Here is a 13,423-nt window from a genome sequence, read left to right on the forward strand (position 1 = left end):
CAAAGCAATCCTCCACCTATTCCCTATTTTATAGAGACGGAACTGGGAAGAATGCAATCACCTGAAATGCTTGGAGAGCTTGAGCTGCTGCGCCTGATAGTTTGATCCAAGATCAAGGCCATAAAGCGCCTTCGGGCGATGCAGCATATGCTCATAAACAAGACGGCCGACAATCTGCCCGTGTTCGAGAATGAACGGCACTTCATGACTGCGCACTTCCAGAACCGCACGGCTTCCCGTTCCACCAGCAGCGGTGTGACCAAAGCCCGGATCAAAGAAGCCTGCATAATGCACACGGAATTCACCGACCAGCGGGTCAAAAGGCGTCATTTCAGCAGCATATAGCGGCGGCACATGTACTGCCTCACGCGAAACAAGGATGTAAAACTCATCCGGATCGAGCACCAGTTCGCGCGCGCCACGATCATAGATTGGTTCCCAGAAGTCGAGAACGTCATTGGCGGCGCGCTTATCAACATCGACAACGCCAGTGTGGTGCTTGCCACGATAACCGATCAACCTGTCTTCGCCACCAGAAAGATCAACCGAGAGCGCAATGCCGCCGCCGGAGATGTTCGGCATTTCGGCAGCCACCAGCGTTTCGGTCTGATGCAGCACCGCAAGTTCGGCTTCGGTCAGCTGTGCGCGGCCTTGACGGAAACGGATTTGCGACAGGCGCGAGCCAGTGCGCGCGACAATCGGGAATGTGCGCGGGCTGACTTCAAGATAAAGCGGGCCATTATAGCCAGCCGGAACCTTGTCGAACTCCTGCGCGCCATCGGTGATGACACGGGTGAAAATATCGAGGCGTCCAGTCGAGCTTTTTGGATTGGCGGATGCTGAAAGCTCTGGCGAAAGCGACAGACTTTCGAGCAGCGGCACGATATAGACGCAGCCCGTTTCAAGCACCGCACCTTGAGTGAGGTCAATCTCGTGGAGCTTCAAGCGTTCGAGCTTATCGATGACCGGCGTTCCCGGACCCGGCATGAAAGATGCACGCACACGATAGGCTTTCGCACCCAAACGCAGATCAAGGCTTGCAGGCTGAATCTGATCGGCATCGAGCGGACGCTGAGATTTGAGCAAACCGCTTTCAAACAGGGCGGCAATATCCGCATCTGCCAGAATTCCTGCTTCCCTCTGCGTCATGCCACTCAACTCCGTGAATTACTTAAAATAGGTTTAAGACCATTGACCGCTTGAATGCCGCAAGACCAGCATTTTGACTCTGTTTCCCCAGCTTTCACGCATCAAAACACATGTCAAACTGCTTATTTTCCAGCTTGTCGGCGTCTTCTGGCATTGACGACCCCGCTCAAGAGGCATAAGGAAAAAGTGTTCCGTGGTGATTTGGCCGGCCGGCTTGCAGCCACGTTAAAGAATTCGCTAAAATAAGGCCGCGGTTCGTAACCGGCCTTTTGTGTATTCGCAAGGCCGGTTTTTTTATTGGCCGCCGAGGCAATCCGCCCCGGCCGACCAGCTTTCGACAGGTTGGATAAAATGACGAATAAGACTACCCGTAAATTACGCCCAGCAACGCAACTCGTTCATGCAGGATCGCTCCGTTCGGGCTTTGCAGAGCTTTCCGAAGCCCTCTATCTGACGCAGGGCTTCCTCTACCCGACCGCAGAAGCTGCGGAAGCACGCTTCACTGGCGAAGACCCGGGTTTCATCTATTCGCGTTATGCCAATCCAACCACAGACATGTTTGAAAAGCGCATGTGCGCGCTCGAAGGCGCCGAAGATGCACGCGCTTTCACATCCGGTATGGCGGCGGTCGCCGCATCCATTCTCTGTCAAGTACAGGCAGGCGAGCATGTCATCTGTGCGCGCGCTGTGTTTGGCTCGTCGCGCTACATTATCGAAACACTGCTGCCACGCTATGGCGTTGAGTTCTCCATCATCGACGGCTCGAAGATTGAAAACTGGAAAGCAGCTGTTCGCCCGAACACCAAAGTCATGCTGCTCGAAAGCCCGTCGAACCCCACGCTTGAGGTTATCGACATTGCAGCTGTTGCAGAGATTGCCAATGAAATCGGCGCAAAGCTGATCGTTGACAACGTGTTTGCAACGCCGCTTTTCCAGAAGCCGCTGGAACTTGGTGCACATATCGTCGTCTATTCGACCACCAAGCATATTGATGGTCAGGGCCGTTGCCTCGGCGGCATTATCCTTTCCGATCAGGAATGGACCGAAGAAGTGCTACAGCCTTACTTCCGTCATACCGGCCCAGGCATGAGCCCGTTCAATGCATGGATTATGCTCAAAGGCCTTGAAACACTCGGCGTTCGTGTGCGTCAGCAGACGCAGTCGGCGGCAGCCGTTGCCGATGCGCTTGCTGGTCAGGCAGGTGTGAAGCAGATCATTTATCCAGGCCGTGCAGATCACCCGCAGGCAGACATCATTGCAAAACAGATGACCGGCGGCTCGACACTGATCGCACTCGAACTCGAAGGCGGCAAGGAAGCAGCATTCAAGTTTGAAAATGCGTTGCAGGTCTTCAGCATTTCCAACAATCTGGGCGATGCAAAGAGCATCATCACCCATCCGGCTACAACCACGCATCAGAGCCTCACCGATGAAGCGCGTGCAGAACTCGGCATTTCTGACGGTATGCTGCGTATTTCGGTTGGCCTCGAAGATCAGGATGATCTTGTTGAAGACGTGCTGGAAGCGCTTGCCGCTGCTCGCTGATTGATATTCCAAATAAAGCAATTGCCGGAACATTCCGGCAATTGCAGCCACAAATCGTTGACCTTACCCGCAACTTTGGCGATAGAAGACAGCGACAAGGTATGATTTGAAGGCGGGTGCGTATGTACAGAGCGGTAACACGGGATATTGAGGTAACGGCTGAACCGTTTTATCTCGAAGACCAGTCCGAGCCGGACGAAAGCCGTTATGTGTGGGGCTACCGGATTACCATCGCCAACAATTCATCGCAAACCGTGCAATTGCGTTCGCGCTATTGGCAGATCACAGACGGCAATGGCCGCATTGAAGAAGTGCGCGGCGCTGGCGTTATCGGCGAACAGCCTACGTTGAACCCCGGCGACTCTTATCAGTATTCATCGGGATGCCCGCTCAGCACAACATCCGGCGTCATGGTCGGTCGCTATCAGATGCAATCGCCCGATGGAAATTCATTTGACGTCGATATTCCAGCGTTCTCGCTGGATATTCCAGAAACTCGACGGACACTGAATTAAAAAAAGGCGCTTTGAAAAAAGCGCCTTTTTAATTTGTCGCACATCTTATCCGAAAACCGCTTCACACTTTTCGGGATGTGCTCATTTACTTCGCAAACTGCGCCGGATCGAACTCGTAGGTCGTTGAGCAGAATTCGCATGTCACCGAAATCTTGCCGTCCTTGACGCTATCCTCAACCTCTTCAGCCGAGAAATTATTGAACACGCCTTCGATCTTCTCACGCGAACATGCGCAATTATCCTCTACGCGGATCGCTTCATATACACGCACGCCGCGCTCATGGAACAGACGATAAAGCAGACGTTCCGAACCGACCTGCGGGTCGGTTAGCTCTGAGCTTTCGATTGTTCCGACCAGCGAACGCGCTTCATCCCAGCCATCATCTTCAGGACCGAGAATAGCGGTATTCTCATCGCCATCGCCACCCGGCAGATCTGGCATGCGCGCACGCATTTCGGATTCCGGCAGGTATTGGATCATCAAACCGCCAGCACGCCAGCGCTCAGCCAGTTTACCGTCGCTACCGCGTTCAACAAGCTTCGCAACGCTCAGTCGCATATCGGTTGCAATCTGCTCCGACTGGCGGAAATAAGTGCGTGCGATCTCTTCCAGTGTCGATCCATCAAGCGCAACAATGCCCTGATAGCGCTGTGTATGTGCACCCTGATCAACCGTAAAAGCAAGCGTGCCGCGACCGAGCAGTTCTTCGGGGCGGGTTTTGCCAGCGCTCACCGCTTCTGCAACGCGCTCCGCATCAAAACGTGCATAGGCACGAACAGACTTCGGCGTGCGGAAATCCACGACCAGCATATCGACCGGACCGTCAGACTGCGTCTGGAAGATAAACTTGCCTTCAAACTTCAATGAGGTGCCAAGAAGCGTGGTCAAAACCGTCGCTTCCGCCAGAAGGCGGGCAACGTGTTCCGGGTAGTCGTGGCGCTTCAAAATTGCGTCAATGCTTGCGCCCAACTGCACGGCGCGACCACGCACGTCGAGCCCTTCCACCTGGAAAGGCACAACGGCGTCATCACCTGCGAATTCAAAATTGTTCATATCGATATGAACGACTTCGGCTTCGTTATGCTCTGTGCTGATCTTGTCAGACAAAATATGCTCCCAATCAGCTGCTTTGCAGGCACCATGCCAGAATGGCCTTCTGGGCATGCAGCCTGTTTTCAGCTTCATCAAATACGACCGATTGCGGGCCGTCGATCACTTCGTTTGTCACTTCCTCGCCGCGATGCGCGGGCAGGCAGTGCATGAAAAGCGCCTTCGGGTCAGCATTAGCCATCAGACGTGCATTTACCTGATAGGGCATGAAAACATTGTGGCCACGTGCGCGATCTTCCTGCCCCATGGAAACCCACGTGTCAGTGACGATGCAATCCACACCGTCAACTGCCTTGATAGGGTCCGCAGTGGACATGATAGTCGCGCCGTTTGCCTTTGCCCAATCGATGTATTGATGCTTCGGCTCGCTGCCTTCCGGCGTTGCGATATTGACGTTGAAATCAAAACGCGCCGCGGCTTCCACAAGCGAATGAAGAACGTTGTTACCGTCCCCCATCCAGGCAAAGGTCTTGCCTTTGATCGAGCCGCGATGTTCCTCATATGTAAGAACGTCAGCCATGATCTGACAAGGGTGTGTGTCGTCGGTTAGTGCATTAATTACCGGAACGGTCGCATGTTCGGCCAATTCCAGCATGCGATCATGCGATGTTGTGCGGATCATGATCGCGTCGACATAGCGCGAAAGCACCTTTGCGGTGTCCGCAATGGTTTCGCTGCGACCGAGCTGCATTTCCGAACCCGTCAGCATAATGGTCTCGCCACCCAGCTGACGCATACCGACATCAAACGACACACGGGTACGCGTGGACGGCTTTTCAAAAATCATCGCCAGCACTTTACCAGCGAATGGCTTTTCGATCTCACCAGATTTAATGCGTGCCTTACGTGCCTTGGCGTCTTCCATGATCGCGCGCAGTTCCGTTGCCGGAACGGCTGAGAGGTCAATGAAGTGCTTTATACCATTATTCGCCATGATCTCACGCCGTCTTACTGATCGGATTTGCAACAGAAAGCCGCTCAACAGCTGCTTCAATACGCGCCAGCGCTTCACGCGCTTCTTCCGGTGTTGTCACCAGCGGAGGCAGAAGACGGATAACATTGTCGCCCGCGCCAACACTGAGCAAGTTCTCATCACGCAGAGCCTGAATGAGGCTCACGTTTGGAACTACGCATTTGATACCCATCAGCAGACCACGACCACGCACTTCCGAAATAACATTCGGGTAGCGATCAATAATCGAGGCAAGGCCCTGTTTCATGGTGAGTGCAGTTTCCTGCACGCTTTCAAGGAAACCGTCAGCCAGCACAACATCAAGCACAGCATTGCCAACAGCCATAGCAAGCGGATTGCCGCCATAGGTGGTGCCATGAACGCCAGCAGTCATGCCCTTGGCAGCTTCAGCCGTTGCAAGGCATGCGCCCATCGGGAAACCGCCGCCGATACCCTTGGCGACTGCCATGATGTCTGGCGTAATACCCGACCATTCATGCGCAAACAATTTACCAGTACGGCCAACGCCAGTCTGCACTTCATCGAGGATCAGCAGAAGGCCCTTGTCGTCGCAGATCTTACGAATAAGACGCATAAACTCTTCAGGGAAACCGCGCAGACCGCCCTCACCCTGCACAGGCTCAAGCAGAATTGCAGCCGTTTCATCGGTGATCGCAGCACGCAGTGCCGCTTCATCGCCAAAAGGAACCTGATCGAAACCATCGACCTTCGGGCCAAAGCCTTCGAGATACTTTGCCTGACCACCAGCGGCGATCGTGGCCAGTGTGCGGCCGTGGAACGCACCTTCAAAGGTGATGACGCGGAAGCGCTCAGGATTGCCATTTACATAATGATAGCGGCGTGCGGTCTTAATCGCGCATTCAATCGCTTCCGCACCGGAATTGGTGAAGAAAACTTTGTCTGCGAAAGTCGCATCGACCAGACGCTGACCCAGCTTTTCCTGACCCGGAACTTCATAGAGGTTCGACAGGTGCCAGAGCTTGTCAGCCTGATCTTTCAATGTATTGACGAGATGTGGGTGCGAATGGCCGAGCGAATTGACCGCGATGCCTGCCGCAAAGTCGAGATAACGCTCGCCGCTTTCGGTAATAAGCCAGATGCCCTCACCTCGCTCGAAGCGCAGAGCCGCACGATTGTAAGTGTCGTAAAGCGGTTGCACAGTCGTAACGTTGGTCATTGCAGTCAGGCCTCCATTAGCCTTTTTAATGCAGCGCCCCCGGCAAGGCCGGTCAGGCAGCGTTTCCCATATTTTAAACGCGCATCTTATCCGAAAACCGTTTCACACTTTTCGGGATGCGCTCTGCGGAAATAAAAAACCGCCCTCAAGGCGGCATTATTTAATCCCGCGCGTATATTGGCGTTCACAAAAAAAATGTCAATCAAAGCAATCCCGGATAATCAAGCATCTTACGCATGAAGTGATGCAAGAAACACACCTTATAGTTATTGCCGGTTATAAGATGGCACCTATGCGGTCGAAGGGGTGGCATTTTGCAGAACGGGGCGATATAGAGACGCCAGAAGTTCTCCCTGACGGGGCGCACCTCTGAAAAGCTGCTGCAAAATACGCGCAACTGACTCAGAAAAACCGTCTTTAGCACCCAAGTTGGGGAAAACCATAGAAATGGAATCCGCCTGACAAGGCTATCCCTTGTCATGGCGTCGTTCAATAATGTAGTTTATTTTTAAAGTAAAAAACCACATTTTGTACGGCGGACCTAGTCACCCGGATAGATATAGTATTTGCACCTGGAGTAATCCGGGGGCGCTGGTGGATTCCGGATAACGAAGATTGATTGGAGCCCAGGGCGATGAACTGGACAGATGAGCGCGTCGAACTGCTTAAGAAGCTATGGAATGATGGCTTGAGCGCGAGCCAGATCGCAGCGCAGCTTGGCGGCGTCAGCCGCAACGCAGTGATCGGCAAAGTGCACCGTCTGAAATTGTCAGGCCGTGGCAAAACCACGACCGCTGCTCCGCGCAGCAAAAAAGTAAACCCAGTTGCAGCGACCCCGCGTCCAACTGCGACAACAACGACCAGCAGCAGCAATGGTGCAAGCCGCCCACAGGCGACCACGACCATTCGCACTGCAACCGTAACCCAGACTGTCGGCGCAACTGCACTTCAGATGGAATATGTTGAAGATGCTGTAACGCAGCGTGTTGTGCGCCCGGCATCTGACGTGGTGGTTCCAATCTCGCGCAAGCTGACACTGTTGCAGCTTAGCGAACGCACCTGTAAATGGCCAATCGGCGATCCGCTCAATGAAGACTTCCACTTCTGCGGCAGTGAATCCGGTGAATCCAGCCCATATTGCGGCTATCATTCGAAGCTGGCTTTCCAGCCAACTGCGGAACGTCGCCGCGCACGCTAATCAATCTCTTGAGCGTTTATAATTCAAAACCCCGGCAGCATTTTTGCTCCGGGGTTTTTCTTTGCGTATCAGAATTTGTCTAGTTTATGCCCGCTTTGGCAACCGCACCACAAAAGTTGAACCTTCGCCAAGCTGCGAGCGCACGACAAGACGTCCACGATGACGGGCAAGAATGTGTTTAACAATCGCCAGCCCAAGCCCAGTGCCCTTTTGGGCGCGGCTTGTCTCCACATCGATACGATAGAAGCGCTCTGTCAGACGCGGCAGATGTTCGGCGGCAATGCCCGGTCCAAAATCCTGCACCGACACCACGACTTCAGATGCGCCTTGCGATACTTCTTCATTCAGATTCACAATAATGCGCTTGCCGCCTTGCCCGTATTTGCAGGCATTTTCAACCAGGTTCTGGAACACCTGAATTAGCTCGTCCCGCGTGCCGGTAACGTTTAGCGGATGGTCTGGCAGATGGCGTTCAATAACCACATCCAGACCTTGTGCCAGCGGGCTTAGTGTATCAGCCACATGATTAAGTACGGCTGTCATATCCACGCATTCGGTCACGGCCAAATGCGCCCGCATTTCGAGCCGGGACAGAGACAGAAGATCGTCGATCAAACGCGACATGCGCTCGGCTTGTTTTTGCATGATACCAAGGAAACGTTCGCGTGCGCTCGCATCGTTGCGCGCCGGACCTTGCAGCGTTTCAATGAATCCGAGCAGCGACGCCAGCGGTGTGCGCAATTCATGGCTTGCATTGGCGATAAAGTCCGAGCGCATACGGTCAATGCGGCGTGTTTCACTCTGATCGCGAAACAGCAGAACAAACAGTTCTGGCTTGCCGTCAGCTCCGCGAAGCGCCTTCACCATGGCTTTATACCAACGGTCAATCGGCACGCGCTCGAAATAATCAATGCTGCGCGGCTCGCCATCGGTGATCACACCCTGAATAAGCGCATGCATCTCCGGCGCACGAAAGCGCAGATAAAGCCCGGTGTCCTTTTCAAGTGACTGAAAAGCATCACGTGCCGACACATTGGCAAAAAGCACCGTTGCGCGATGATCAAAGACGATCATCGGATCGGTCAGCAAATCCGAAAGACGTTCGCCAGTGACATTGTCCATCTCGCTGACGATGCTCACGTTTTGCGGCTCTTGCACAACCACATCATCAGTCGTGGCACTGGCAACCCAGATTGCACCAACGACGATCAACAGCAACAACACAATGCGGAACCACAATGGCAGATCCAGCACCATAACGCAGATAATCACAACAAGGCTTGCAATCAGCACACCTTTAACCCGGAGAAGCGGCGCGAAAAAAGATTCATCCGCATTTAAAACGGGTGCATCCTGATTGTTATCTTCACTCATTCTGACTTCTCTCAGTTATTTAACGCGTATCTTTATCCGAAAACCGCTTCACACTTTTCGGGATGCGCTCTCAAGCGCAAGCGATTCACCATGAAGACGCAGATGCGGCAAAAACCAGCATTGCGTCCTTTACGTCCATCACAAACAGCCCATATCATGTAAACAAGAAGAATGGGCATGTTTGAAACATGCTTTGTCTATATAGCAAAGGAGCTTGCGGTGGGTGACAGTTCAAAGACAGCTAACAAAAAGAATGCCGATAAGGGCGACACAAAACCCATCAAGCTGAAAATTAATGGCAAAACGCAGAAGTTCGACATCAATGATCCGAAACTCCCGGATTGGATTGAGGACAATGCGCTGCAGTCCGGTGGCTATCCTTATCCCGATAAAATGAAGGTCAAGGATTACGAAGAAACACTGGAGCGGCTACAAATCGAGTTGGTGAAGCTGCAATACTGGCTGCAAGAGACTGGCGGTCGCGTCATCAATGTTTTTGAAGGCCGCGATGCTGCTGGTAAGGGCGGAACAATTTTCACGCTTCGCGAATTCATGAACCCACGTACCGCGCGAAATGTCGCTTTGCCAAAGCCGACCGAAACAGAGCGCGGACAATGGTATTTTCAACGTTATACGCAGCATTTTCCGACATCGGGCGAGTTCGTCACCTTCGACCGCTCCTGGTATAATCGTGCAGGCGTTGAACGTGTCATGCAGTTCTGCACGCCAGAACAGCTTGAGACATTCCTGACGGAAACCCCTGACTTCGAGCGGATGGTGGTGACTGAAGGCATTCACCTGTTCAAGTTCTGGCTCGATATTGGTCAGGAAATGCAGCTCAAGCGCTTTCATGAGCGTCGACACAGCCCACTCAAAAACTGGAAATTCTCGCCGATGGATATCGCCGGGATTTCGCGCTGGGACGATTATTCGGCGGCACTGCAAACCATGTTGGAACGCACCGACACCGGGTATGCGCCATGGACGATCATCCGCTCCAATGACAAGCGTCGCGCGAGACTGGCTGCAATCCGGCGAGTGCTTTTGACATTGCCCTATACAGGCCGTGATCTTGAGGCTATTGGCCCGGAAGATCAGTCCATTATCGGCCGAGGTGCTGAGTTTCTAGCATCGAGCATTCCGAAGCTTTCCTCTTCAGGCACATAGAACAAGCTTGGCTGGTGCGGAGTCTTCTCCCATAAATGGGGTCTCCACACCAGCTGCCACACTGCGCGCCATGCAGAGAGAGAAATCAGAACCCAATAGACCGGAATTGCCAGAATATAGGCATAGCCGCCCAGCTCTGTTGGCTCCATTGTTTTGGAACCCAACACATAGAAACTCAGATAAGCCAGCAGGATATTCACCATATCAATGCGCAGAAGCCAGATATTTTCTGCACCAAGCGGCGCAAAAAACAGGCTGCCGAAAAGCAGCAGAACCGTCATCAGCATAAATGGATGCAGAAGCGCTGAGCCGATTATCCCCAGAGTATAAATTTGATTGATGGCAAAACGCCACCAGCCAAGTTCACGTGATGCGGCATAGGGATTGCGACCATGAACCAGCCAGGTTTGCATCCAACCTTTAATCCAGCGGGTACGCTGCTTGTTCCATACGCTGAAATCTATCGGCGCATCTTCAATCGTTCCACGACTGATAACGCCAATGCCGTAGCCAAAACGTGCCAGACGCAGGCCCATATCGGCATCTTCGGTCACATTATAAGCATCCCAGCCCCCGACTTCATCCAAACAGGAACGGCGGAAATGATTGGATGTGCCACCCAATGGAATAACCAGCCCTTGTGACGCAAGCCATGGCAAAAGCCCCCGAAACAAGGCCGAATATTCAAATGCAAACATCCGCGTCAGCAGGTTTTGGCGGAAGTTTCCGATAATCAGCGGAGCCTGAACACAAGCAAGCTTTCTACCTTCACGCTGAAATGCCTGCCATGCCTCCAGCAACTGATCCGGGTGCGGACGATCCTCTGCATCAAAAACGGCCACAATTTCCCCACGCGCAAACTGCAAGGCATAATTAAGCGCTTTTGGCTTTGTCCGCGGCCCGCCTGATGGGACGAGGATGATTTCATAATTGCTCGGCAGCCTGCAACTGCGAATGGCAGCGATTGTATCGAAGTCATCCTTTTCGCAGACGAGCTTAATGTCGAGTTTACTGCGCGGCCAGTTGATCTGATCCAGCGCTGAAATCAGTTGTCCAACGACAGCTTGCTCGCGATACAGCGGAACGAGCACAGAATAGACTGGCAAGTCACGTTTCTTGAATGGAAGCATTTGTGACAAGCGCAGCCTTCGACTGGAAACGGCAGCTGATAATCGTATGAGCACACAGCCCAAAAAGAATAGTGTCAGGCTCGTATGCAATACAAATATCGTTTGCATTGGCCAACCGACAATGCAGGCGATAAAGGCGTAGAGGCCCATAGCGATGAGAAATGCCTGAGGTGTTTCGAGTACACGAGCGGCCGAGAATGGCTTAGGCGTCATCAAGTGCGCACGTTGAATCAATTCGTCTTGATGACGTTGCCGCAATATCTGCTTGAGCAAGGAGTGCGTGCATATCCGAATGCGCGTTCGCAGCTCTGGCGAACGACGAAGATGTTCCAGAAGCCGTGCAGTCCGACGCTCATTCGGCGCAAGATAGAGATAGCTTGAACCGTCTGGCCCCAAGACCAAGGCTTGCCCGACCTCAACGACGGTTGCCGCCGCCTCCCCGGAAACAAAAACCCGAGACGGCAATATCTCCAATGTAAACGGAAGCTCAAGATAGTCCGCAATAGCCTCGAAAAGCATCGTCTCCGTGACATCTTTCGCGTGCTGAATTTCTTCGCAAAAACTCGTTCCGTTAATCAGAGCCCTTTCATATGCATGTTTAAGACACGCTCGCGACACACCTCGTCGCTCCAATCTCGCAGATATGGCTGTGCATACCGCAAGATCGAACCCAATCGACCCCTTACTCATAGCGCCCCCGCACCATTAATAATTATTTTTATTTTTTCTAATATATAGTTTAGATATATGTATATATTACATATATTCATAAATTATATATTATTAAATTACCCCTAGCTATCAATAATAATTTCACATTTATTTGAAAATAAACAGAGTAAATTGTAAAAATAAAATTTCTTCTGAATAACATGGCACCATATTCATTTCGGCATTTATTAAAAATACGATATAATGGATCGTTAACGCGAAATTATAGGATCGCACCTATATAAGATGTCTATGAAATGGCACCTCTTCGGCATAGCACTTACTGCTTGTTGGCTTTTAGGCACCCCTTCCACCAACGCGCAGACCACCCTTAAAGCTCCGTCCTTTTTTAACGAGAAGGAACGACTGGCATTGCCTGCTTTAAGCGGGCTGAACAGACTACGTTTCGTCACAACGCTGGATTTCCCACCTTTCAATACCGTCAATGATGCCGGGCAGCTTTCAGGTTATAATGTGGATCTCGCGAGAGCGCTCTGCAGCCAAATGAGATTGAGTGACATTTGCCAGATAGAAGCGGTGCCTTGGAGCGAGCTTGAAGCCAGACTGGAAACCGGTGAAGCGGAAGCCATTATCGCAGGCATCGGCATCAATGAGAAAAACCGCGAAAAGTACCTGTTCACCCGTCCCTATATGCGCCTGCCTGCAAGGTTTATAACGAAAAAGGCAAACACATTCTCAGATCAGGCAGCAATCGCAACGAAAGACAAAAATGTTGGCGTCGTTATCAACACTGCGCATGAGCAATTGCTCAAAGCCTATTTTCCATCCGCCATTGCGAAAACCTATGCCGATAGAACCAGCCTGCTGAATGGATTAAAAGCTAACGAAGTAACTGTGGCCTTCGACGATGGAATGGCACTATCATTTTGGCTTGAAAGCGACGAAGCTAATAATTGCTGCTCGTTCACCGACGGGCCCTATCTTGCGCCACAGTTTCTCGGCCAAGGAATGAGCATAGCCGTTGCACAAAAAGATACGGCTTTGGCCAGCGCATTTAATAATGCACTTCAATCACTGCAACAGCAGGGCAAGCTTACGGAGCTTTATCTGCGATATTTTCCAAATAGCTTCTACTAATAGGCTGTAGGGGATATTTCCAAAAAGGCCCGCGCAGCATCTGGCCAACCATTAATCACGCACGTGGCGTGGCCACAGCACAAACTATTTTGTGCCATTTTGTCGCACCCAAATGCGTGACCTTGTTTGAATTTTCAGTGATTATTGAAAATACCGATTATTCGATACTTACAGTACATAAGTAAAATTATTTGAAATCAGAATATTGAATGGATATTTTTTGATTTTTACGGGGCTAACAAGCGCTCAATTCCGTAATTTCCGTGTCGCTTTTA

General features: G+C 51.9%; 11 protein-coding genes and 1 riboswitch. Of the genes, 5 read left to right on the forward strand and 6 right to left on the reverse strand.

Features of this window, described 5'->3' with window-relative positions; genetic code table 11:
* Positions 1-57 precede the first annotated feature (57 nt).
* Positions 58-1,149: a 2'-deoxycytidine 5'-triphosphate deaminase gene (locus ACOZHT_RS03285; RefSeq protein ID WP_339513644.1), complete on the reverse strand. Its 1,092-nt coding sequence runs from the start codon at positions 1,147-1,149 to the stop codon at positions 58-60.
* A gap of 183 nt (positions 1,150-1,332) precedes the next feature.
* Positions 1,333-1,413, forward strand: a riboswitch (SAM riboswitch).
* 87 nt (positions 1,414-1,500) lie between these two features.
* On the opposite strand from ACOZHT_RS03285, the gene ACOZHT_RS03290 reads away from it, so the two are divergent.
* Positions 1,501-2,694 (forward strand): O-succinylhomoserine sulfhydrylase, encoded by a 1,194-nt coding sequence (locus ACOZHT_RS03290; protein ID WP_339513646.1) that lies wholly within the window; start codon positions 1,501-1,503, stop codon positions 2,692-2,694.
* Positions 2,695-2,816: 122 nt separating this feature from the next.
* Positions 2,817-3,209 carry a Co2+/Mg2+ efflux protein ApaG gene (gene apaG / locus ACOZHT_RS03295; RefSeq protein WP_339513648.1) on the forward strand — a complete coding sequence of 131 codons (393 nt, stop codon included), beginning with the start codon at positions 2,817-2,819 and terminating at the stop codon, positions 3,207-3,209.
* A gap of 85 nt (positions 3,210-3,294) precedes the next feature.
* Here apaG and ACOZHT_RS03300 read toward each other — a convergent pair whose 3' ends face one another.
* From ACOZHT_RS03300 to ACOZHT_RS03310, 3 genes are read right to left on the reverse strand one after another with little or no spacing between them, the layout of a single operon-like run.
* Positions 3,295-4,317, reverse strand: coding sequence for an Hsp33 family molecular chaperone (locus tag ACOZHT_RS03300; protein WP_339513650.1), 1,023 nt, complete (start codon positions 4,315-4,317; stop codon positions 3,295-3,297).
* 13 nt (positions 4,318-4,330) lie between these two features.
* The gene (gene argF, locus ACOZHT_RS03305) at positions 4,331-5,254 is read right to left on the reverse strand and encodes an ornithine carbamoyltransferase (protein ID WP_339513652.1); all 924 of its coding nucleotides are present in this window, start codon (positions 5,252-5,254) and stop codon (positions 4,331-4,333) included.
* A gap of 4 nt (positions 5,255-5,258) precedes the next feature.
* A complete protein-coding gene (locus tag ACOZHT_RS03310) occupies positions 5,259-6,470 on the reverse strand; it encodes an aspartate aminotransferase family protein (RefSeq protein ID WP_339513654.1) in 1,212 nt (403 codons plus the stop codon).
* Between the two features lie 634 nt (positions 6,471-7,104).
* Here ACOZHT_RS03310 and ACOZHT_RS03315 point away from each other — a divergent pair.
* Complete coding sequence (locus ACOZHT_RS03315) at positions 7,105-7,668, forward strand: GcrA family cell cycle regulator (RefSeq protein WP_339513656.1); 564 nt, start codon at positions 7,105-7,107, stop codon at positions 7,666-7,668.
* A gap of 84 nt (positions 7,669-7,752) precedes the next feature.
* Here the strand turns inward: ACOZHT_RS03315 and ACOZHT_RS03320 are convergent, their stop codons facing one another.
* Positions 7,753-9,042, reverse strand: coding sequence for an ATP-binding protein (locus ACOZHT_RS03320; protein WP_339513658.1), 1,290 nt, complete (start codon positions 9,040-9,042; stop codon positions 7,753-7,755).
* Positions 9,043-9,261: 219 nt separating this feature from the next.
* Here ACOZHT_RS03320 and ppk2 point away from each other — a divergent pair, with 219 nt between their 5' ends.
* Positions 9,262-10,209, forward strand: a complete 948-nt coding sequence (gene ppk2, locus ACOZHT_RS03325; RefSeq protein ID WP_339513660.1) for a polyphosphate kinase 2 — start codon at positions 9,262-9,264, stop codon at positions 10,207-10,209.
* Here the strand turns inward: ppk2 and ACOZHT_RS03330 are convergent.
* A complete protein-coding gene (locus ACOZHT_RS03330; protein ID WP_339513662.1) occupies positions 10,137-12,029 on the reverse strand; it encodes a glycosyltransferase family 2 protein in 1,893 nt (630 codons plus the stop codon). The two genes, ppk2 and ACOZHT_RS03330, sit on opposite strands and share 73 nt — an antisense overlap.
* Positions 12,030-12,302: 273 nt before the next feature.
* Here ACOZHT_RS03330 and ACOZHT_RS03335 point away from each other — a divergent pair, with 273 nt between their 5' ends.
* Entirely contained in the window at positions 12,303-13,148 is an 846-nt protein-coding gene (locus tag ACOZHT_RS03335; RefSeq protein WP_339509497.1) for a transporter substrate-binding domain-containing protein, read from the forward strand.
* Positions 13,149-13,423 lie beyond the last annotated feature (275 nt).

This window comes from Ochrobactrum sp. EDr1-4 (assembly GCF_049199085.1).
In the GTDB taxonomy this organism is placed as follows: domain Bacteria; phylum Pseudomonadota; class Alphaproteobacteria; order Rhizobiales; family Rhizobiaceae; genus Brucella.